General features: G+C 65.1%; 18 protein-coding genes. 3 read left to right on the top strand and 15 right to left on the bottom strand.

Going from position 1 to position 20,343, the window contains the following annotated elements; all coding sequences use genetic code 11:
• Positions 1-4 precede the first annotated feature (4 nt).
• From VPH41_RS01045 to VPH41_RS01030, 4 genes are all read right to left on the bottom strand, one after another.
• Positions 5-1,153, bottom strand: coding sequence for an ABC transporter ATP-binding protein (locus VPH41_RS01045; protein WP_328568684.1), 1,149 nt, complete (start codon positions 1,151-1,153; stop codon positions 5-7).
• Positions 1,154-1,290: 137 nt separating this feature from the next.
• Entirely contained in the window at positions 1,291-2,751 is a 1,461-nt protein-coding gene (locus VPH41_RS01040; RefSeq protein ID WP_328568683.1) for an aspartate aminotransferase family protein, read from the bottom strand.
• A 12-nt stretch (positions 2,752-2,763) separates the two neighbouring features.
• The gene (locus VPH41_RS01035) at positions 2,764-4,134 is read right to left on the bottom strand and encodes a glutamine synthetase family protein (protein WP_152284186.1); all 1,371 of its coding nucleotides are present in this window, start codon (positions 4,132-4,134) and stop codon (positions 2,764-2,766) included.
• A 62-nt stretch (positions 4,135-4,196) separates the two neighbouring features.
• A complete protein-coding gene (locus VPH41_RS01030; protein WP_328568682.1) occupies positions 4,197-4,964 on the bottom strand; it encodes a gamma-glutamyl-gamma-aminobutyrate hydrolase family protein in 768 nt (255 codons plus the stop codon).
• A gap of 283 nt (positions 4,965-5,247) precedes the next feature.
• On the opposite strand from VPH41_RS01030, the gene VPH41_RS01025 reads away from it, so the two are divergent.
• Positions 5,248-6,393 (top strand): MFS transporter, encoded by a 1,146-nt coding sequence (locus VPH41_RS01025; protein ID WP_328568681.1) that lies wholly within the window; start codon positions 5,248-5,250, stop codon positions 6,391-6,393.
• Positions 6,394-6,399: 6 nt separating this feature from the next.
• Here VPH41_RS01025 and VPH41_RS01020 read toward each other — a convergent pair whose 3' ends face one another.
• The 5 genes from VPH41_RS01020 to VPH41_RS01000 form a co-directional block, all read right to left on the bottom strand.
• On the bottom strand, positions 6,400-7,251 hold the full coding sequence (locus VPH41_RS01020) for a hypothetical protein (protein ID WP_328568680.1): 852 nt from the start codon (positions 7,249-7,251) through the stop codon (positions 6,400-6,402).
• Positions 7,248-7,814 (bottom strand): sigma-70 family RNA polymerase sigma factor, encoded by a 567-nt coding sequence (locus VPH41_RS01015; RefSeq protein WP_328568679.1) that lies wholly within the window; start codon positions 7,812-7,814, stop codon positions 7,248-7,250. Before VPH41_RS01015 ends, VPH41_RS01020 begins: the two co-directional genes overlap by 4 nt.
• A 61-nt stretch (positions 7,815-7,875) precedes the next feature.
• Positions 7,876-9,759, bottom strand: a complete 1,884-nt coding sequence (locus VPH41_RS01010; protein WP_328568678.1) for a beta-propeller domain-containing protein — start codon at positions 9,757-9,759, stop codon at positions 7,876-7,878.
• 94 nt (positions 9,760-9,853) lie between these two features.
• The gene (locus VPH41_RS01005) at positions 9,854-10,477 is read right to left on the bottom strand and encodes a trimeric intracellular cation channel family protein (RefSeq protein ID WP_152254911.1); all 624 of its coding nucleotides are present in this window, start codon (positions 10,475-10,477) and stop codon (positions 9,854-9,856) included.
• A gap of 4 nt (positions 10,478-10,481) precedes the next feature.
• Positions 10,482-12,968 carry a penicillin-binding protein 1A gene (locus tag VPH41_RS01000; protein ID WP_328568677.1) on the bottom strand — a complete coding sequence of 829 codons (2,487 nt, stop codon included), beginning with the start codon at positions 12,966-12,968 and terminating at the stop codon, positions 10,482-10,484.
• 144 nt (positions 12,969-13,112) lie between these two features.
• Here VPH41_RS01000 and VPH41_RS00995 point away from each other — a divergent pair, with 144 nt between their 5' ends.
• The gene (locus VPH41_RS00995) at positions 13,113-14,000 is read left to right on the top strand and encodes an HTH-type transcriptional regulator ArgP (protein ID WP_328568676.1); all 888 of its coding nucleotides are present in this window, start codon (positions 13,113-13,115) and stop codon (positions 13,998-14,000) included.
• Here the strand turns inward: VPH41_RS00995 and VPH41_RS00990 are convergent, their stop codons facing one another.
• Genes VPH41_RS00990 through VPH41_RS00975 form a run of 4 tightly spaced genes read right to left on the bottom strand, consistent with a single transcriptional unit; the run spans position 14,001 to position 17,647 of the window.
• Complete coding sequence (locus VPH41_RS00990; RefSeq protein WP_328568675.1) at positions 14,001-14,873, bottom strand: ABC transporter permease; 873 nt, start codon at positions 14,871-14,873, stop codon at positions 14,001-14,003. It lies immediately after the preceding gene.
• Entirely contained in the window at positions 14,870-15,715 is an 846-nt protein-coding gene (locus VPH41_RS00985) for an ABC transporter ATP-binding protein (protein ID WP_328568674.1), read from the bottom strand. The genes VPH41_RS00990 and VPH41_RS00985 overlap by 4 nt, the downstream gene beginning before the upstream one ends.
• A gap of 1 nt (position 15,716) precedes the next feature.
• Positions 15,717-16,730, bottom strand: coding sequence for an ABC transporter substrate-binding protein (locus tag VPH41_RS00980; protein WP_328568673.1), 1,014 nt, complete (start codon positions 16,728-16,730; stop codon positions 15,717-15,719).
• Positions 16,731-16,762: 32 nt separating this feature from the next.
• Complete coding sequence (locus tag VPH41_RS00975; protein ID WP_328568672.1) at positions 16,763-17,647, bottom strand: TauD/TfdA dioxygenase family protein; 885 nt, start codon at positions 17,645-17,647, stop codon at positions 16,763-16,765.
• 222 nt (positions 17,648-17,869) lie between these two features.
• On the opposite strand from VPH41_RS00975, the gene VPH41_RS00970 reads away from it, so the two are divergent.
• Positions 17,870-18,355 carry a tetratricopeptide repeat protein gene (locus VPH41_RS00970; protein WP_328568671.1) on the top strand — a complete coding sequence of 162 codons (486 nt, stop codon included), beginning with the start codon at positions 17,870-17,872 and terminating at the stop codon, positions 18,353-18,355.
• A gap of 18 nt (positions 18,356-18,373) precedes the next feature.
• On the opposite strand, the gene can is transcribed toward VPH41_RS00970, so the two are convergent.
• Positions 18,374-19,045: a carbonate dehydratase gene (can, locus tag VPH41_RS00965; protein WP_152254903.1), complete on the bottom strand. Its 672-nt coding sequence runs from the start codon at positions 19,043-19,045 to the stop codon at positions 18,374-18,376.
• A 137-nt stretch (positions 19,046-19,182) separates the two neighbouring features.
• Positions 19,183-20,316 carry a molecular chaperone DnaJ gene (gene dnaJ / locus VPH41_RS00960; protein WP_086147258.1) on the bottom strand — a complete coding sequence of 378 codons (1,134 nt, stop codon included), beginning with the start codon at positions 20,314-20,316 and terminating at the stop codon, positions 19,183-19,185.
• Positions 20,317-20,343: the final 27 nt, after the last annotated feature.

Below are 20,343 nucleotides of genomic sequence, written 5' to 3'. Positions count from 1 at the left end.
GGCCTCAGCTGGTCAGCACGACGATGTCGGCGCCATCCCACCATACCCACACGCGCTGCTCGCGCTCGAGGCGCGAGACATCGTGGCGGGCCGCGTTGGTGCGCGAGACTTTCACCACCGTGCCGCTGTCGAGGCGCACGTGGTAGCTGGTTTCATTGCCAAAGTACGCCATGGCGACGATCACGCCCTGGGCGCAGTTGTAGCCATGTTCGGCCGGCGACACGCGCTCTTCCAGAGCGGGGGGTTCGATCTGGATGCCGATTTTCTCGGGGCGCACGGCCACCGAGACATCCATGCCCAGGTTGCCCGTGATGCCGTGCGCGACATACTGGCGGCCGTCGGGCGTGTCGATGATCACGTGATCGGGTTCGTCTTCCGTGATGCGGCCATCGAACAGGTTGACGCTGCCGATGAAGTCGGCGACGAAGCGGCAGTTCGGCGTTTCATAGATTTCGCCGGGCGCGCCCACTTGCAGGATGCGCCCTTCGCTCATGACGGCGATGCGCGTGGCCATGCTCATGGCCTCGTCCTGGTCGTGCGTGACCATCACGCAGGTGACGCCCACCTGTTCGATGATGTTCACCAGTTCCATCTGCGTGCGCTCGCGCAGTTTTTTATCCAGCGCGCCCAGCGGTTCGTCGAGCAGCAGCAATTGCGGCCGCTTGGCCAGGCTGCGCGCCAGCGCCACGCGCTGCTGCTGGCCGCCCGACAGCTGGTGCGGCTTGCGCTTCGCGTATTGGCCCAGCTGCACCAGCGCCAGCATCTGCTCGACCCGCGCCGCCACTTCCGCTTTCGGCAAGCCATCGCGGCGCAGGCCGAAGGCGATGTTGTCCCACACGGACAGGTGGGGGAACAGCGCATACGACTGGAACATCATGTTGATGGGGCGCTGGTGCGGCGGCACATCGACGATGCTGTTGCCCGCCAGGGCGATGCGGCCCGACGTCGGCGTCTCGAAGCCGGCCAGCATGCGCAGCAGGGTCGACTTGCCGCAACCGGAACTGCCCAGCAAGGCGAAAATCTCGCCCTTGTTGATCGTCACGGAAATCGCATCGACGGCGCGCACGCCATCGAATTCCTTGACCAGCTGATCAATCAGCAGAAAAGGCGCTTGGGCGTCGCGGGCCGACGCGGCAGGTGTTGCTATCGTCATGTGTGGGTAGCTTCTGGGTAAGAGGGTGTCAAAATGAAAAACTGGCCGCTATAGTAGCGGCCAAGATGGAAGTTTAGCGGAACTGCCGCGATTCTGGTCCAAAAAATGCGCAGATGGCGGCAAAATTGGGCAAAAACCTACACCCAGCCCTTCGCCTGCACGTCCGCATACGTCTTGTCCAGGCACACCCGGATCAAGCCCACCATCTCGTCGATCTGCGCGCGCGTCATGACCAGCGGCGGGGCGACGATCATGCGCTCGCCCACGGCGCGCATGATGACGCCATTGTCGAACATGTGGCCGCGGCAGATCATGCCCACGCCCTGATCCTCGTCGAACAGTTCGTTCTCATGCACGGTGGCGCCCTTCCGGCGCACCAGGTTCAGGCCCGCGACCAGGCCGCAGCTGTCCGCATAGCCCACCAGCGGATGCTCGCCCAGGCTGGCGAAGCACTGCTTCAGGTACGGTCCCGTATCGTCGGCCACCTTGGCCACCAATTGTTCTTCCTCGATGATGCGGATGTTTTCCAGCGCGGCCGCGCAGGCGACGGGGTGGCCGGAATACGTGAAGCCGTGCGTGAATTCGCCGCCCTGTTCGATCAGGACCTTGGCGACGCGGTCGCCCACCAGCACGCCGCCCAGCGGCACGTAGCCCGACGTGACGCCCTTGGCAAACGTGATCAGGTCGGGCCTGATGCCGAACAGCTCGGAGCCGAACCAGCGCCCCAGGCGGCCGAAGCCGCAGATGACTTCATCGGCGATCAGGAGGATGCCGTACTTGTCGCAGATGCGCTGGATCTCGGGCCAGTAGGTCGAGGGCGGAATGATGACGCCACCGGCGCCCTGCACCGGTTCGCCGATGAAGGCGGCCACCTTGCCGGCGCCGATCTCGAGGATCTTGTCTTCCAGCCAGCCGGCCGCCTTGATACCGAATTCCTCGGGAGTCAATCCATGGCCAGCCTCCAGGTAATTGGGCTGGCCGATATGCGCGATGCCGGGAATCGGCATGCCGCCCTGCGCATGCATGCCATCCATGCCGCCCAGCGACGCTCCCGCCACCGTGCTGCCGTGATACGCATTGTGGCGGCTGATGACGGTGTGGCGCTCCTTGTGGCCAAGGATGTCCCAGTAGCGGCGCAACATGCGCAGATTCGTGTCGTTGCCCTCGGAGCCGGAACTGGTGAAGAACACATGCTGGAACTGCGGCGGAGAGATTTGCGCCAGCTTGGCCGCCAGCTGCGCGGCCGGCACGTTGGTCGTGCCAAAGAAGCTGTTATAGAACGGCAGCGTCTCCATCTGCCGGTACACGGCTTGCGAAATCGACGTGCGGCCATAGCCCACGTTGACGCACCACAGGCCCGACATGCCGTCGACGATCTTCCTGCCCTGGCTATCCCACAGGTAGACGCCGTCTCCGCGCACCATCACGCGCGCACCCTTGTTGGCGAGATCCTGGAAATCGGTGAACGGGTGCAGGTAGTGGGCCGAGTCCATCTGCTGGATGGCGGCCGTGTCGTACACCTGCGGCACCGCGTTTTTCTGCGCCACGGAGGCGACCAGCGCGGCGCTGGGCGCCAGCGGATTGTTTGTTGTGCTCATTGCGATCCTTTCCTAGACGTGGAGCAGCAGATGTTCGCGCTCCCACGGACTGATGACGGTCATGAATTCCTGGTGCTCGAGGTCCTTGATGGCCGCATACACGTCGATGAAGCGCTCGCCCAGCACCGTGCGCAGCTTGTCTTCCGCGCGCAGCAGTTGCAGCGCTTCGGGCAAGCCTTGCGGCAGCTCGAATTTCAGGTCATACGCGCTGCCCACCATCATCGGCGTCGCTTCCAGCTGCTCCGTCATGCCCAGGTAGCCGCAGGCCAGGGTCACGGCCAGGGCCAGGTAGGGGTTGGCGTCGGCGCCGATGATGCGGTTTTCCACGCGGCGGTCCTGCACGCCCGACTCGGGCACGCGGAAGCCCACTGTGCGGTTGTCCAGGCCCCACTGGATGTTGATGGGCGCGGCCGTGTGGCGCACGATGCGGCGGTAGGAATTCACGTAGGGCGCAACGATGGCCATGGCCGACGGCATGTAGCGCTGCAGGCCCGCGATGTAGTGCTTGAAGATGGGCGCAGCCGAGCCGTCCTCGTTGCTGAAGATATTCAGGCCCGTCTTCGCATCGACGACGCTCTGGTGCACGTGCATGGCGGAACCCGGCTCGCCCGCCATGGGCTTGGCCATGAAGGTGGCGTACATATCGTGTTTCAGGGCCGCTTCGCGCAGGGTGCGCTTGAAGAAAAACACCTTGTCGGCCAGGCCCAGCGGATCACCGTGCAGGAAGTTGATTTCCATCTGCCCCGCGCCGATCTCGTGGATCAGGGTGTCGACGTCAAGGTTCATCAGCTCGCAGTAATCGTAGATATCCTCGAACAGGGGATCGAACTCGTTGACGGCGTCGATGCTGTACACCTGGCGGCTCGTCTCGGCCCGCCCGCTGCGCCCGATGGGCGGCTTCAAGGGCAGGTCGGGGTCCGTGTTCTTCGCCGTCAGGTAAAACTCCAGTTCCGGCGCCACCACGGGTTTCCAGCCCTTGTCCGCATACAGTTTCAGCACGCGCCGCAGCACGGAGCGGGGAGCGAAATCGACCAGCATGCCGTCGGCGAAATAGCAGTCGTGGATGACTTGCGCGGTGGGGTCCGTGGCCCACGGCACCATGGTGATGGTGGTGGGATCGGCCTTCAAGATCATGTCGCGGTCGGTGCTGGAAATGGCGCGGTCATAACCGCCGTCGTCGACCGGGTAATTGCCCGTCACCGTCATGCCCAGCACCGCTTCCGGGATGCGCATGCCGCGCTCCTGGGTAAATTTCCCGCGCGGCAGGATCTTCCCCCGCGCCACGCCTGTCAGGTCGGGCACCAGGCATTCGATTTCCGTGACGCGCTTTTCATTGAGCCACAAATCCATGTCCGTATAAGTGAAATTTTCGCGTATTGCCATGCTTCCCTCTCGCTGGTCTTGATCAAACGCCGCGTACTGCGTGCGGCGCGCCTGTCATCCTGTCATCCTGTCTTCCTGTGCTGCTGCTCCCGGTAATCGCGGCACGCCTGGCCGAAGGCATCGAACAGGCGCATCGACTGCGGGTTGTCTTCCACCTGCCACTCGGGGTGCCATTGCACGGCCAGGGTAAAGCCGGCGGCGCTGGCCACCGTATAGGCTTCCACCAGGCCGTCGTCGGCCAGGGCTTCCACCAGCAAGCCGTCGGCCAGCCGGGCGATGCCCTGGCCATGCAGGGAATTGACCAGCATTTCGCTCTCGCCGCCCAGCAGCCGTGACAGCAGGCCTTCGGGCATCAGCTTGATGCGGTGCGCGGGCGCGTACTGGCGCGCCAAGGGATCGAGCACGTTTTCGCGGTGGTCCTGCATGCCCGGCACCGCGTGCACGGCCTGGTGCAGGCTGCCGCCCAGCGCCACGTTGACTTCCTGGAAGCCGCGGCAGATGGCCAGCAAGGGCAGCTGGCGCGCCAGCGCGGCGCGGATCAGGGGCAAGGTGGTGGCCTCGCGCGCGGGGTCTTGCGGCAGGTCGGGATGCAGGATGTCTTCGCCATACAGGCGCGCATCGACGTTCGAGGCGGAACCGGTCAGCATGACACCGTCGGCGAGGTGCAGCGCCGCTTCCAGGTCCGCAGCCGCACCCAGGGCGGGCAGCAGCAGCGGCATGCAGCCGGCGCCGTGCAGCACGGCGTGCAGGTATTTGTCCTGCGCCATGTGCCAGACGTGGCTGCCGAGCTGGCGCTGGCAGGCGGGGACGAGAACGATGGGACGGCGCATAGAGTGCTACCTCGCTGGCGTGACGATCCAATGACAGCGCATGACGGCGCTGCCGCTCGCTTCACTGTACAGCAGAGCCGCAGGCAGCGGCCACACCGATGGGCGTGGCCAGCGGTGGCACACATCGCCTACACTACGGCTTTGCAGTATTGCCTTTATTAAAATCATCATATGCCCGTCCGGCGCCAAACACCAGCGCCGCAGGCAAAGTCGCCCTTTTTCACATGCATCCACACCACTTCCACGCCCTCCAGACCCTGTTTTCTCCCATGCGGAGGCCAGCATGAAGCACATGCCATGGCGCGACTTCTTTGCCCTCGTGGTCAGCATCGGCGTGGTGGGCCTGGGCCTGGGCGCCACCATGCCGCTCACCGCACTGACCCTGCACCAGCGCGGCGTGGGCACGGACATCATCGGCATGATCACGGCCGTCAGCGCCCTGGGCATCCTGGCCGCCTCGCCGTTCGTCTCGGGCTGGGTGGGACGCTTCGGCGCGCGCGCCACCATGCTGGGCGCCGTCTGGGTAGCGTCGCTGGCGACGGTCGCCATGCAGTTCACCGACCACCTGCTGGCGTGGAGCGTGCTGCGTTTCCTGTTCGGCGGCGCCATGGGCGTGCTGTTTACCATCGGCGAGGCGTGGGTCAACCGCCTGGCTCCCGACAATTCGCGGGGCCGCGTGGTGGCCATGTACACCACCAGCTTTACGTTTTTCCAGCTGATCGGCCCTGCCCTCGTGGCCCTGTTCAACGACAAGATCAGCTGGAGCTTCGCCGCCTGCGGCCTGCTGTTCCTGCTGGCCGTGCCGGGCCTGATGCTGATCTCGAACAGCGGCCCGGAAAGGGAGCCGGAAGAGCATGGCGTGAAGTGGACTCTGATCCTGCCGCGCATGCCGATGATCGTGCTGGGCGCCGCCTTCTTCGCCCTGTTCGATACCCTGGCATTGAGCTTGCTGCCCCTGTACGCGATGGAACACGGCATCGGCACGGACCTGGCCCTGCTGTCGGCCACCGTGGTACTGGTGGGCGACACGGGCCTGCAGTTTGCGCTGGGCTGGATGGCCGACCGCTTCGGCCGCGCCAGGGTGCATGCCGGCTGCGGCGTGGCAGTCTGCCTGCTGCTGCCGCTGCTGCCGTTCGCCGTCGGCACGCCGTGGCTGTGGTGGACCTTGCTGTTACTGCTGGGCGCGGCGGCAGGCGGCATCTACATGCTGGCGCTGGTGGCCTGCGGCGAGCGGTTTACGGGGCTGTCGCTGACCAGCGCCAGCGCCATCGTCAACGCCACCTGGGGCATCACCAGCGGCGGCGGTCCCCTGCTGACGGGCGTGCTGATGCAGTCCGTGGGCGTGAATGCCTTGCCGGCCGTGATGTGGGTGTGCGCCGCCATTTTCGTGGGCAGCGCCGTGTGGGAGCGCAGGAAGGGGATCGTGTAGCCTGCGCTATTTCTGGATTTTTTCCAGCCGCTGGCGCAACTCCACGGCCACCGGATAATCGGGATACGCCTGCCTGAACGCGGCCCATTCCTCCTGCGCCAGCGCACCTTCGCCTGCCTTGAGCAAGGCATCGATCTTCACCAGCCACACGGAGGCATCCAGTTTTGCCGGCGGCGGCAGCGGGACGGTACGTGCCGCAACGGGTGCGGGCATGGCCAGCGCCCGTTGCGCGGGCGCCTGGCGCTGCAGGCTCGATTCAGCCTGCATGGGCTGCTCCATCGCCGCGGCAGGCGCCGGCGGAGGCGGCGGTGCAGGGGGGGCGATGGGTACCGTCGCCGTCAACCGGGGCTCTGGCCGCAAGGCCGGTGCCGGTGCCGGTGCCGGCTCGGCCTGCGCAGGCGGCCTGGGCGCCATCTTGGCCAGCGCGCGCGGTGCCGGCGCTGCCGGCTGCGGTGCTGGCTGCGGCGCCGCGTCAGCGGCCAGCGGCGGAGCAGACGCCGTGACGGCGGGCGCGGGCATCGCATCCAGCGTGACCGGCTCCCCCACCACGGGGAATTGCGCCGGCTTCGAGCCGAACCAGTCCACGCCGATCATGTTCACCGTCAGCAGCACGGCGGCGGCCAGGCCCAGCGGAACGCGCCAGCGCTGCAGGGAATCGGGCGCCTTCTTGACTGGCAAGGTGCGCAGCACGCCATCGGCGCTGTCGTTGGCCGCTGCCGGCTGGTGCAAGGCCTTTTCCGCATCGGCCAGGATGGCCGCATCGAGCGCGCTGGAAGGCGCCGGCTGCGGCAGGCTGGCCAGCAGCGCGTTCAATTCCTCGTCGTCCCGTTCGTCGTTATCTTGATTGTGCGTATTCATGCCTGTCCTCCCGCGCCATTGGCACTGTCCAGTCCTGCCCGCAGCTTCTGCATGGCGTAGCGCAGCCGGCTCTTGACGGTTTCCGCTTCCGCCCCCGTCACCACGGCGATATCCTGGATGCTCATGCCGCTGAACTGCTGCAGCACCAGCGCTTCCTTTTGCTCGGCCGGCAGCGCCGCGATGGCCGCATGCAGCAGCGCGTGCTGCCGTTTCTGCTCCAGCGACTGCAGCGGCGATGCCCCCTCGTCCGCCAGCTCGCCCGTTTCCTCCTGTTCCTGCGCTTCCCTCTGGCGCAGCAGGTCGATCAGGCGGTTGCGCGCAATCTGGTACAGATAGGTGCGAAACGCGGCTTGCGGCTGATAGCCCGTGCGCACCGCATGCAGGCTGGCCCAGGCATCCTGCACGATCTCGTCCACCCACGCGCGGCGCGGTGCGCGCCAGGCCACGAAGCGGTACAGGCCCTGGCTATGGCGCCGGTACAATTCGCGGAACGCCGGCAGGTCGCCGGCGCCGTAGCGCAGCATCAGGTCTTCATCCGTGGCAGTGAGTAGGGTGTCGGGCATGCGATCCAGTGTAGCCGAACTGCGCGGCAGCGACAAATGCCGCGCGTCGCCCACCATCGCGTCAGCGTGCGGCTGGCGCATAACTGATGCGGCGCACTTCGCGGACCTGCCCTTCCTTGAGCGCGCCTTCCACCAGTTCATAGCCGAGCAAGGCGAAGACCCGGCCCTGCAGGAACAGGGGACGCGCATTGCCATACCAGTCCACGCAGGACGCGCGGCAGCCGTCGTCCGGGGGCTGACCGGGCCGCGCCGCGAGCGCGCCCAGTTCCGTCAATTGCAAGCCGCTGTTACGCAGGTACAGCACGGACGCCGATGACTTGTTCAAGCCTGGCCGCTCGTCCGCACCCAGGATAGGCAGGCCGATCACGCCCTCGTTTGCCGCTTGCGGCTTGTAGAAAAAGCCGTGGCTGCGCGATTCGCCCTGCGCCGCATCGGCGCGGATATAGCGCGTGGCAACCGCCGCCTGCGTCCCCAGGCGGATGCTGCTGAAATGCAGATCCTTGCCCTGCGCGCCGATCACCACGGCGTCATCGCCCAGCGCTTCGATGCGTTCCACGCCGTGCGGCAGGGACAAGGCTTGCACGCTGCCCCCATCGGCCCAGCGCACGGCATACAAGGGCTGGCGCGGCCAGGCCTGGTCTGCCTTGCGGCGTCCGGGATTGCCCGGATTGCCGTACAACAGATACGCACCCACATAGCGGTTCTGCAGTCCGTAGCCTCCACCGCCGGGTAGCGGCTGGTAGCTGCCGGCCGGCGCGCTGTCGCGGCCATCGGAAAACGAGGCCAGGGGCACGCGCAGCAAGGCCATGTCACCCCGGCCCCGCGTGCCATCCCACATGGCGTCGCCCTGCCCTTCGGCGCGCAGCAGGACGTTCAGGTGGCCGTCAGCGCTTTCCAGGAACGAGAACTGGTCGACGGGTGCGCCGGCCACTTTCAGGGCGCTGGGCGCGCTGCCGTCGAGGGGGATGCGGAACAGGCCAGAATCGCTGCCCCGGCGCGTCGTCCACACGTACACGGATTCGCCCGAGACATAGAACACGCGCCCCTGCGGCCCCATGACGGCGGTGGCTTCGCAGCGCATGTCGCGCTGCGCCAGATCGCACACGGTGACCGTGTGCAGGGCCAGATTGGTACCCGGTTCCGGTTCCTCGTCGGTGCGGTAGATGCGCGTGGCCGGAGCGATGCGCTTGAAGTCCGACGGCACGGCGTCGGGACGCCAGCGGCGCAGCGCGGGAAAGCCGCCGAACGGGTCGCCACGGCGCAGGTTCAGCGACAAAGGCGAGTAAAACACCAGCTTGCTGCCGATCAAACGGCTCGCGTAATTGCGCGAGGAGTAGTAATCGTTGGAGCGCAGGTGGTAGGTGGAACGGTAGGCCAGCTTGCCGTCTGCCGCAATGTCGAACAGGCCGATCTCCGTGCCGCCGCGGCTGTAGCTGTAGCCGATCACCACCACCGTGTCGCCATCGATCAGCATCTCGTCATACCAGCTGCCCGACGGATCGCTGCCAGGCGCGAACGCGTCGAGCGAGGCGACGGGCTGCAAGGCATTGCCCCCCACCTGCACGGTAAACAGCTTGCCGCGGCGGAGCATCACCAGGTGCTTGCCATGCAGCTTGACGATGCCGCCTTCGTCCACGCCCGCCGTCTGCACATTGGTGACCGATTCGGCCGCCTCCGCCGATGCCGCCGGTGCCGCTTTCGCCACCATGGGTGCGGCCGGCGGCGCCGGCGGAGGCGCGGCCATGTACTGCGCCGTGGCGCGCTGCAGTTTCTGCTGCTTCAGCAGCAGCGCCTCCTGGCGCGCCTGCACTTGCTGCAGGTAGCTGCTCAGCGCCTGCTCGCTGGCAAACGGCGCCAGGGTCTTGCGCGGCGCCGTGCCGGCGGCATGGCAGCCTGCCGACAGCAGCAGGGACAGTATCACGGTGATCTTGAGGGCGCTGGACATCGCTTCTTCTCCGGTTGGCTGGGGTGTCCAACATGAAACGCAGCGGCGGAGAAAAAGGGGTTAAAGGCGCGTAAAAATAGTCGTGCAGCAGCCGCTACTCGAAACCCCGAATGCGGTCGCCGTTAAAATTCGGCAGGCGCCACTCGAAATGCAGGGCCAGGAAACGGAACAGGAAACCGGCGCCGATGGATGCCAGCTGGGCCACCGAGCTGTCGACCTGGAAGTACAGCAGGCCCACGTACAGGCTGCCCGTAAACAGGGCCACGGTGGCATACACTTCGCGCTGCAGCACGAGGGGAATCTGGTTGCACAGGATGTCGCGCAGCAGGCCGCCGAAGACGCCCGTGATCATCCCCGCCAGCACGACGATGGCCGGATGCATCTTGGCCGACATGGCGATGTCGCAGCCGATCACGCAGAACGCCACCAGGCCCAGGCCATCGACCAGCAAAAAGACGGCGCGCAAATGGTGCAGGTAGCGCGCGACAAAGGCCGTGACGATGGCCGCGCCGATGGTAAACAGCAGGTACTCGGGATGCGCGATCCAGCCCAGCGGATAGTGCCCCAGCAGCACGTCGCGCACGGTGCCGCCGCCCAGCGCCGTGACGGTGCCGATCATGCAGATGCCGAACAAGTCCATGCCGCGCCGCATGCCCATGATGGCGCCGGACATCGCTTCGGCGACAATCGCCACCAGGTAAATCGTATATAACAGCATGGTCTTACTCTTCCGAAAATGATTTGAGAATTTGTTCGCGTTCGCGCGCTTCGCTCAGGGCCCGCGCCTCGTGGCCGGCGCCGCTGGTGCCGCGCTGTTCGCCGTTGGCCAGGCGCGTGTCGGCGCCCAGGCTGCCGGGCGCGCCGCTGCCGCAGCTGACGCTGCTGTGGATGAAGGCATGGCTGTCCTGCAGGCAGTCGCCGGCCAGGTATTCGGCATACACGTAGTCGCCATCGAGCAGGGCCAGGCCCTGCGGTTCGGCCAATACCTGTTCGCGGCGGCCTTGCACGGCCACCTGCATGTAGTCGCGCCAGACGGGCAGCGCCAGCGTCCCGCCCGTGGCGTTGCCCAGACTCTTAGGCTGGTCGTAGCCGAGCCAGACGACGGAGACGAGGCCCGAGGAATAGCCGGCGAACCAGGCGTCGTACGCGTTATTCGATGTCCCCGTCTTGCCGGCCGCGTCGCCCCTGCCCAGCGCCAACGCACCGCGTCCCGTGCCGCTCTTGACGACGTCGCGCAGCATGCTGTCCATGACGTAGGCATTGCGCGTGGAGATCACTTGCGTACCGGGTGCCGGCTCGCCCTTGGCACGGGGCGCCGCATCGCTGTACAGCACCGCGCCGCTGCGGCCGCGCACTTCCTTGATCAGTTTCGGCGGCATCTGCACGCCGCCGTTGGCAAACACGGCATACGATTGCGCCAGCTGCAGCGGGGTGACGGCGCCCGCGCCCAAGGCCAGCGGCAAAGAGACGGGATTGCGCGCGCTCTCGAAACCGAAGCGCGTGGCGTAGTGCTGCACGTAGCCGGGACCGGCCGCCTGCATCAGGCTGACGGCCACCAGGTTTTTCGAACGTACCAGTCCGCGGCGCACGCTGATGAAGCCTTCATAGTTGTTGCCGTAATTGCGCGGCCGCCAAGGCTGCGCGCCAGTTTCCTGCGGCAGCAGCAGGCGCTGCGTATCGTCGACGGCCGTGCCGGGAAAATATCCCTTTTCCAGCGCCGCCGAATACACGAAGGGCTTGAAGCTGGAGCCGGGCTGGCGGTAGGCCTGCGTGGCGTGGTTGTAGTGGTTGCGGTAGAAATCGAAACCGCCCGCCATGGCGACGATCTCGCCGCTGTGCGCATCGACGGAAATGAGCGCGCCTTCCATCTCGGGCAGCTGGCTCACCAGCCAGCGGTTCTTGGCCCCGTCGTGCACCACGCGGATCACGCTGCCCTCGACGATGGCGCGCTTGCCATCCCACTGCAACTTGCCGCCCAGGCGCGCATCCGAGGCCGTGAGCACGATCTCGTCGCCATTGCGCAGCTGCGCCTTGATCTGGCGCGCGCCGGTGCTCTCCACCTTGCGTACCAGCGCGGCGCGCAGCTCGCCGCTGTCCGGATAGGCGGCCAGCTGGCGCGCCACGCTGTCCTCCGAAGCGGCCAGGCGCGCTTCCGGGCCGCGGTAGCCGCGGCGCGCCTGCGCGTTCAACAAGCCCTCGCGCAGCGACTTGTCGGCCGCCCGCTGCGGCGCCATGCGGATGGTGGTCGTCACGTCCAGGCCCATGCTGTAGGCGCCCTCGGGATAGCTTTGCAGGATCAGCTGGCGCGCTTCCTCGACCGCATACGCGGCCGCGTGCACGGAACTGTTGCGGTCCTTGTTCAGGGCCAGCTTTTCCGCCACGGCGACATCGTATTCGGCTGGCGTGATGTAGCCCAGTTCGCGCATGCGCTGCAGGATGTAATGCTGGCGCACGGTGGCGCGCTGGGGATTGGCGACGGGGTTGTAGGCCGATGGCGCCTTGGGCAAGCCGGCCAGCATGGCCGCTTCGGCGATGCTGACCTCGGCCAGGGGCTTGTCGAAATAGATGTTCGAGGCGGCGGAAAAGCCGTAGGAACGCTCGCCCAGGTAAATCTGGTTCATATACAGTTCCAGCAGCTTGTCCTTGCCGTAGTGCTGTTCCAGCTTGTAGGCGAGCAGCATCTCCGTCAGCTTGCGCTGCACGGTCTTTTCGCGCGACAGGAAGAAGTCGCGCGCCACCTGCATGGTGATGGTGCTGGCGCCCTGCGCATGGTGGCCCGTGACGACGTTGGCCAGGGTCGCGCGCGTGAGGCCATAGAAGTCGACGGCGCCGTGTTCGTAGAAGCGCGCATCCTCGATGGCCAATAAAGCCTGGCGCATGCGCAGGGGGATATCTTTCAGGGGCAGGAATTCCCGGCGCTCTTCGCCGTATTCGGCCAGCAGCTCGCCTTCGCTGGAAAAAATCCGCAGCGGCAGCGCGGGCTTGTACTGGGCCAGATGCTCGACGGCGGGCAGGTCCTGCCATGCCTGGCGCAGCCAGTAGCCGCCCGCCAGGGCTGCGGACAAGCCCAGGCCCAGGGTCAGTCCCAGGCCGAATTTCAGATTGCGCGCCAGCTTCGATGGCGGCTTGCGGGCGACCCCGCTGCCGTCTTTCGCGCTGTCTTTCGCGCCGTTTTTTTCACTGTCCTGCGCCGTATCTTGCGTGTCCATATGGTCATTCCCTTGCTGCCAGGAGGCCCCGCGCAGGCGCGCGGCACTCCATCAAAGAAGCATTGTGCACCGCAACACACCTATCCTTATGAAAAGTAAGTATTATTTAGTATTGATAAATTTTTCTTATGTTAGGCGCGCATCATGAACCTGAATCCCAAGCACACGGAAGCGTTCCGCGCCGTCGTCGAAACGGGCAGTTTCGAACAGGCGGCGCTGCAGCTGCACCTGACGTCGCCCGCCATTTCCCAGCGCGTGCGGGCGCTGGAAAGCCAGCTGGGCAATGCCTTGATCGTGCGCAGCCGTCCCGCGCGCGCCACGCGCATGGGCCAGCGCCTGATGCAGTACCTGAAGCGGGCCAAGCTGCTGGAGGCGGACCTGGAAGCGGAACTGGCGGTGCAGCAGGATGCCCCGCTGACCCTGGTGCTGGCGCTGAACGCCGACTCGATGGGCACCTGGTTCTTCCCTGCCCTGTCCGAGGTGCTGATCCGCGAGCGCGTGCTGCTGGACCTGACCGTGGAAGACCAGGACCACACCTATACCTTGCTGGAAACGGGCATGGCCATCGGCTGCATCAGCACGGAAGCGAAACCCATGCGCGGCTGCACGGCCGAGCCGCTGGGCGTGATGCGCTACTGGCTGGTGGCCACGCCCGCGTTCCGCCAGCAGTGGTTCGCGCACGGCCTGACGCGCAAGGCGGCGCGCACGGCGCCCGTCGTCGCCTACACGCGCAAGGACACCCTGCAGTCGTCGTACCTGCAGGAAGCGCTGGGCTTGCCCGAAGGCGCCTACCCCTGCCATTACGTGCCGGGTGCCACCTCGCACTTCAACGCCATCCGCTACGGCCTGGGCTACGGCATGGTGCCGGAATTGCTGCTCAAGGCGAATGCGGACGGCGAACTGGTGGAAATGCTCACGCCCAAGACCCCGGCCGACGTGGCCCTGTACTGGCACACGTGGAAGGTGCAGTCGCCGCGCCTGGAACAGCTGTCGCGGCAAATCGTCGCGGCGGCGCGCAGCATGCTGCAATAGCTACCGCTGCATGCCCCAGCGTTTCAGGGTGACGCGTTCCAGGCTGCGAAAGCCGATGTTTTCCACCAGCAGACCGATGACGATGACGGCTGCCAGGCCCGCAAACACCTTGTCCGTGTACAGCTCGTTGCGGTTCTGGAAGATGTACCAGCCCAGGCCGCCCTGGCCCGACGTGGTACCGAATACCAGTTCGGCCGCGATCAGGGTGCGCCAGGCAAACGCCCAGCCGATCTTGAGGCCCGAGACGATGGACGGCAAGGCGCCCGGCACGAGGATGTGCAGCACCAGGCGCAAGCCGCTCAGCCCGTAGTTGCGGCCCGCCATGCGCAGGGTCTCGGGCACGCCCTGAAATCCCGCATACGTATTCAAGGCCAGCGGCCACATCACGGAATGGACGATGACGAAGATCAGGCTGGCGCGTCCCAGGCCGAACCACAGCAGGGCCAGCGGCAGCAGGGCAATGGCCGGCAAGGGATTGAGCATGGCCGTCAGGGTTTCCAGCACGTCGCGTCCGATGCGGCTGGACACGGCGAGCAAGGTCAGCACGAAGGCGGCCAGCACGCCCACCGCATAGCCCTGCAGCAACACCACGAGGGAGGCGGCCGTACGCGTGAGCAATTCGCCGCTGGCGATGCCGCCGATGAACGCCTGCGCCGTCTGCAGAAAACTGGGCAACAATAAATCGTTGTGCGTCCAGCGCGCCGCACCCTCCCACAGCAAAGCGAGGCCAAGCAAAATGAAGGCCTTGCGCCACAGCGCATGCTGGCCCAGGCGCTGCCAGCGCGACAACGGCCGCTCGGCAGCCGCGCCGGCCGGCGGTGGCGCCGCGTACACGAACTCCTGGCGGATCGGCGGTTCCAGCAGCGCGCTCATACGGCCTCCCGCTGCAGCTGGGCCGCTTGCTGGACGGGAACCACGTCCTCATCGAACAGCAGACCGTGGATGCGGCTGCTGGCGGCCTGGAATTCCGCGCTGCCCCCGCTGTGCAAGCCGAACTGATGGCTGTTCAGCTCGGCGCGCACGCGGCCCGGATGGGGCGACAGCAGCAGGATACGGTTGCCCACGACCAAGGCTTCCTCGATCGAATGCGTGACGAACACGAGGGTAAAACGCAGCTCTTCCCACAGGCGGCTCAGCTCTTCCTGCATCTTGCGCCGCGTGAGGGCATCGAGGGCGGCAAACGGTTCATCCATCAGCAGCACTTCCGGCTGCATGGCCAGCGCGCGCGCGATGGCTACCCGCTGCTTCATGCCGCCCGACAAAGTATGCGGATGGGCATCCTCAAAACCGGCCAGGCCCACCTTGGCGATCCAGTGATGGGTGCGCTCGCGGGCCGCCACCTTGTCCAGCCGCTTGCTGGCCAGCAAGGGGAACATGACGTTTTCCAGCACGGTTTTCCAGGGCGGCAACTGGTCGAATTCCTGGAACACGACGACCCTGTCCGGCCCCGGCTTCGTGATGATTTTTTCCTGCATGGTGATGCTGCCCGCGCGCGGCGCAATGAAACCGGCCACGGCTTTCAGCAGGGACGACTTGCCGCAGCCGGACGGTCCCAGCAGCACAAAACGGTCGCCCCGGAACACGTCGAAACTGACGTCGTGCGTGGCGCGCACGGTGCGCTGTTCCGTCCGGTATTCCAGGCTGACATTCCTGACGCTGAGCAAGGGCGCCACCGCCACGGGCGGGCGCACCAAATGAAAGGCGGGTGCGTTCATGTCAGCCCCCTTGCGTGATGGCAGGGTCGTCAAAGAAATAATCGCGCCAGCTGTCGGGCAAGTTGCGGATGGCGTGCACGCGGTGCAGAAATTGCGCCAGGCCATAGGTATTTTGCGGGGCGATCTTGAATTGCACTTGCGGGTTGGCAAAGATTTTCAGCAGCAGGTTGCGGTCCACCTTGCTCTTGTTCACCTTGATATAGATGTCGGCCGCTCCTTGCGGATTGCTGCTCGCATACTGCGCCGCTTCCGCCAGGGCGGCGATGAAGGCGCGGTAAGTCTTGGGATTGTCCTTGCGGTATTTTTCCGTCGCATACAGCAGGGTCGACGAGCTGGGCCCGCCCTGCACGTCATACGAATTCAGGAGGATGTGGGCGTTCGGGTTTTGCGCCAGCTCCTGTTCCTGGAACGGCGAATTGCCGAAGTGGCCCGTCAGCTCCGTGCCGCCGGCGATGATGGCAGCCGCCGCGTCCGGGTGCGGCAGGGTTTGCGTGATTTTATCGAGACGGGCGAATTCCTTGTCGCCCCACTGTTTCGCCACCGCCATCTGCAATATCCTCGCCTGGACGGAGACGGACACGGCGGGCAAGGCGATGCGGTCCTTGTCCGTCAAGTCCGCCAGGGTTTTCACCTTGGGATTGTTGCTGATCAAATAGTAGGGAAAGTTGCCCAGCGAAGCCACGCCGCGCACGTTCTGCCGGCCTTTCGTGCGATCCCAGATGGTCAGCAGCGGACCCAGGCCTGCGCCCGCGATATCGATATTGCCGGACAACAAAGCGTCATTGATGGCCGGGCCTCCGGACAGGGTAATCCACTCGACTTTGACATCCACGCCCTGCTGCTTGCCATGCTTTTCGATCAGTTTCTGTTCCTGCGCAATATTGAGCAGCAAGAAGGTGATGCCGTGCTGGCCCGCGATGCGGATCTGTCCTTCGGCCCGGGCCATGGGCATCGCCATGCACAGCAGGATGAAGGCGGCGAGCAGGCGACGGGGAAAGGTAAAGATCGGCAACATGGACACTCCTTGGGTCTGGCTACGTGGAAAAATCAGTACGGCGCATCGCCTTCGATGGTGGTGCGATACAGCTTGCGGCGCTGGTCGGGCGGACAACCCGTCGCCAGGTGCATCAGGGAACGGTTGTCCCAGAACACCAGGTCATGCGGCTGCCAGCGGTGCACATATAAATGCTCGGGGCGCACGCTGTGGGCGAACAGTTCGTCGAGCAGGGCGCGGCTTTCATCGTCGGGCAGACCGACGATGCGCGTGGTGAAATGTTCGCTGACAAACAGGGCGCGGCGTCCCGTTTCCGGATGCACACGCACCACGGGGTGCGTCACGGGTTTGACTTCATCGATCTGCGCCTGCGTCAGGGCGGGCCGCCAAGGGTTGCGGCGGCGCAATTCCTCATACTGGCTCAGGTAGCTGTGCTCGGCACGCGCACCGCGCACGGCGTGGCGCAGCGCGGCCGGCAGGCTTTCCCACGCTAGGTGCATGTTGGCAAACACGGTATCGCCGCCCTCGTCCGGCAACTCTTGCCCGTGCAGCATGGAGCCGAGGCTGGGCACTTCCTTGTACGACAGGTCCGAATGCCAGAAATGGCCCGCGTCGCCCAGGCCGATGGGCTGGCCATCTTCGACGATGTTCGAGATGATCAGCACTTCCGGTTGCGCGGGCAGCTGGAACTGGCGCAGCACGTGGATTTGCAGGGGACCGAAGCGGCGGCTGAAATCCACCTGCTGCTGCGGCGTGATGCGCTGGTCGCGGAACACCAGCACGTGATGGTCGAGGTGGGCGTGGTGCAGGCGCTGGAAGTCGCCCAGCGACAGCGGCTGCGACAAGTCCAGTCCCAGCACTTGCGCACCGAGCGGGGCATCGAAAGTTTCGATACGGAAATGGCTGCTGGAAAGCACGGGTTTCAGGACGGCCGACATAAGAATCCGCAAATAGTCAGGGGAAGTCCACTGTATGCCGGCCGGCCCTGCCTGCAAACGAAGCATTTACTATATGGATATGCGGGGCGCGTTGCGCCGCGCCGCAACAGCCGCTGTCCCGAATTGGCACAACAGCGGCACGTCCCCGCATGGCTGGCTCCTGGACTGCGCTAGCACGCAACTTGCTTGTCTATCAAGCTTTAACCGATTCTCAGGAAAGCCATGTCCCCCTACGCCCTGCTGCTCGCCTTGCTGTTCGCCGTTCCCGTCCAGGCCCAGGATAGCCAGGATGAAGGCGACCTCAGCTACAAAGCCTATGTGCGCAGCGACAAGCGCATCAAGTGCTTGTACGGCTATGCGGCCGACAAGACGGGCGACCATGCCGCTGCCGTCGCCATCTTTAAAGACTGCATCCGGCGCTGGAACGATGTGTATTCGATGATTTGGCTGGCCCAGCTGTATGAAACGGGCGTGGGCGTGCCCAAGGACCTGGTGCAGGCGACGGCGCTGATGCGGCGCGGCGCCCATACCAACGATGACGCCGCCTATGCGCGGCTGGCGCGCTACCACTATGGCGTGGCGCTGGCCGAAGGCCGGGGCACGCCCCAGGATCTTCCCCAGGCCAGGACCTGGCTGCGCCAGGCGGCGCAGGAGGGAGTACAGGAGGCGGCCGATTACCTGGCCCGCCTCGACGGCGCCGCGCCGTAAGCGCTGCGCCGGTGTTGCTTACGCCGTTGCTTCGTAGCGGGCCAGGCGGGCCGCCATGCGCGGCGCCAGCTCGTGGCCAGCCGTGACGGTCACTTCCAGGTCGTTCAGCAAGCCATCTTTCAAGCCATAGACCCAGCCATGGACGCTGAGTTCCTGGCCCCGCTCCCACGCATCTTGCACGATGGTGGTCTGGCACACGTTCAAGACTTGTTCCACCACGTTCAGTTCGCACAGGCGGTCGCCGCGCTGGCGGCTGGTCAGCACGTCGCCCAGGTAGCGCTCGTGTTTCTGGCCCACGTCCTGCACGTGGCGCAGCCAGTTGTCGACCAGGCCGATGCGCGTGCCCGTCATGGCCGCGTGCACGCCCTTGCAGCCGTAATGTCCGACGATGATGATGTGTTTGACTTTCAGCACGTCCACGGCAAATTGCAGGACGGACAGACAATTGAGGTCGGAATGCACGACCACATTGGCGATATTGCGGTGCACGAACACGTCGCCAGGCGCCATGCCCAGCAGTTCGTTGGCGGGAACGCGGCTGTCGGAACAGCCGATCCACAGGTATTCGGGCGAGGTCTGCGCTTCCAGGTTCTTGAAGAAGTTCGGGTCTTTCGCCACCATCGAGTCGGCCCAGCGGCGGTTACGCTGCAGCAGTTCCGCCAGGGCCAGGCCGCTTTTCTGTTCGGTCATATCGCTCCCATTCTGTGAGTTCGGTTGAGCAGCGCGCCGATCGCCCGCGTTAGCGGGCGATGCGCGCAGATGCCAGTCAACCTGGGTAAAAAAACGCCGGGATGTGTGAGCATCCCGGCGCATGGTCTTACGTGTGCTTACTCAAAAAAATCCTTGACCTTGTCTTTCCAGGTCTTGCTTTGCGGACTGTGCTTGGCACCGCCCTCGGTCGTCGACTTTTCAAAGTCGCGCAGCAGGTCTTTCTGTTTTTCCGTCAGTTTCACGGGCGTTTCGATGGCCACATGGCAGAACAGGTCGCCCGCATAACCGGAGCGCACGCCCTTGATGCCCTTGCCTTTCAGGCGGAAGGTCTTGCCCGACTGGGTGCCTTCAGGAATCGTAAACGACACTTTGCCGTTCAGGGTAGGCACTTCGATTTCGCCGCCCAAAGCCGCCTTGGCAAACGAGATCGGCATTTCGCAATGCAGGTCGTCGCCTTCGCGCTGGAACACGGCGTGCGGCTTGATGTGGATTTCCACATACAGGTCGCCCGACGGACCGCCATTCGTGCCCGGTTCGCCGTTGCCGGACGAGCGGATACGCATGCCGTTGTCGATACCGACTGGAATTTTCACTTCCAGGGTCTTGTTGCGCTTGATGCGACCGGCGCCGCCGCATGGCGTGCACGGGTCGGTGATGACCTTGCCGCTGCCATGGCATTTCGGGCAGGTTTGCTGGATGCTGAAGAAACCTTGCTGCATGCGCACCTGGCCGTGGCCACCGCAAGTACCGCAAGTGGTGGGCGAGGTGCCCGGCTTGGCGCCGCTGCCGTGGCAAGTGTCGCACTTGTCCCAGCTCGGCACGCGGATGGTCGTGTCGAAGCCGTGAGCAGCTTGCTCCAGTGTAATTTCCAGGTTGTAGCGCAAGTCGGCGCCACGGTACACCTGTGGACCCGCATTGCGGCTGCGTCCACCGCCGCCGCCAAAGATGTCGCCGAAGATATCGCCGAAGCTGTCGGCAAAGCCGCCAGCACCGCCGCCGAAGCCGCCTCCGCCACCCATGTTCGGGTCCACGCCCGCGTGACCGTAACGGTCATACGCGTCGCGCTTTTCCGGATTGGTCAGCATCTCGTAGGCTTCTTTGACTTCCTTAAACTTTTCTTCCGATTCCTTGCTATCCGGATTGCGGTCCGGATGGTATTTCATCGCCAGTTTACGGTAAGACTTTTTGATCTCTTCTTCCGAAGCATTTTTTGCGACACCGAGTGTCTCGTAAAAATCACGCTTTGCCATGTTGTCGGCACCTTGCAGTCTATCTAC

This window comes from Janthinobacterium sp. P210006, assembly GCF_036231885.1.
GTDB lineage: Bacteria > Pseudomonadota > Gammaproteobacteria > Burkholderiales > Burkholderiaceae_D > Janthinobacterium > Janthinobacterium violaceinigrum.
The sequence above is the reverse complement of the archived record's forward strand: the minus strand, read 5'-3'. Positions and strand labels throughout refer to the sequence as shown.

Bases quoted from the DNA above. Each gene is read 5' to 3' on its own strand.
- VPH41_RS01030 (WP_328568682.1), bottom strand. From the start codon at position 4,964: ATGCGCCGTCCCATCGTTCTCGTCCCCGCCTGCCAGCGCCAGCTCGGC.
- can (WP_152254903.1), bottom strand. From the start codon at position 19,045: ATGACCGAACAGAAAAGCGGCCTGGCCCTGGCGGAACTGCTGCAGCGT.
- dnaJ (WP_086147258.1), bottom strand. From the start codon at position 20,316: ATGGCAAAGCGTGATTTTTACGAGACACTCGGTGTCGCAAAAAATGCT.
- VPH41_RS00985 (WP_328568674.1), bottom strand. From the start codon at position 15,715: ATGAACGCACCCGCCTTTCATTTGGTGCGCCCGCCCGTGGCGGTGGCG.
- VPH41_RS01040 (WP_328568683.1), bottom strand. From the start codon at position 2,751: ATGAGCACAACAAACAATCCGCTGGCGCCCAGCGCCGCGCTGGTCGCC.
- VPH41_RS00970 (WP_328568671.1), top strand. From the start codon at position 17,870: ATGTCCCCCTACGCCCTGCTGCTCGCCTTGCTGTTCGCCGTTCCCGTC.
- VPH41_RS01035 (WP_152284186.1), bottom strand. From the start codon at position 4,134: ATGGCAATACGCGAAAATTTCACTTATACGGACATGGATTTGTGGCTC.
- VPH41_RS00975 (WP_328568672.1), bottom strand. From the start codon at position 17,647: ATGTCGGCCGTCCTGAAACCCGTGCTTTCCAGCAGCCATTTCCGTATC.
- VPH41_RS01020 (WP_328568680.1), bottom strand. From the start codon at position 7,251: ATGAATACGCACAATCAAGATAACGACGAACGGGACGACGAGGAATTG.
- VPH41_RS01010 (WP_328568678.1), bottom strand. From the start codon at position 9,759: ATGTCCAGCGCCCTCAAGATCACCGTGATACTGTCCCTGCTGCTGTCG.
- VPH41_RS00995 (WP_328568676.1), top strand. From the start codon at position 13,113: ATGAACCTGAATCCCAAGCACACGGAAGCGTTCCGCGCCGTCGTCGAA.
- VPH41_RS00980 (WP_328568673.1), bottom strand. From the start codon at position 16,730: ATGTTGCCGATCTTTACCTTTCCCCGTCGCCTGCTCGCCGCCTTCATC.
- VPH41_RS00990 (WP_328568675.1), bottom strand. From the start codon at position 14,873: ATGAGCGCGCTGCTGGAACCGCCGATCCGCCAGGAGTTCGTGTACGCG.
- VPH41_RS01045 (WP_328568684.1), bottom strand. From the start codon at position 1,153: ATGACGATAGCAACACCTGCCGCGTCGGCCCGCGACGCCCAAGCGCCT.
- VPH41_RS01005 (WP_152254911.1), bottom strand. From the start codon at position 10,477: ATGCTGTTATATACGATTTACCTGGTGGCGATTGTCGCCGAAGCGATG.
- VPH41_RS01025 (WP_328568681.1), top strand. From the start codon at position 5,248: ATGAAGCACATGCCATGGCGCGACTTCTTTGCCCTCGTGGTCAGCATC.
- VPH41_RS01015 (WP_328568679.1), bottom strand. From the start codon at position 7,814: ATGCCCGACACCCTACTCACTGCCACGGATGAAGACCTGATGCTGCGC.
- VPH41_RS01000 (WP_328568677.1), bottom strand. From the start codon at position 12,968: ATGGACACGCAAGATACGGCGCAGGACAGTGAAAAAAACGGCGCGAAA.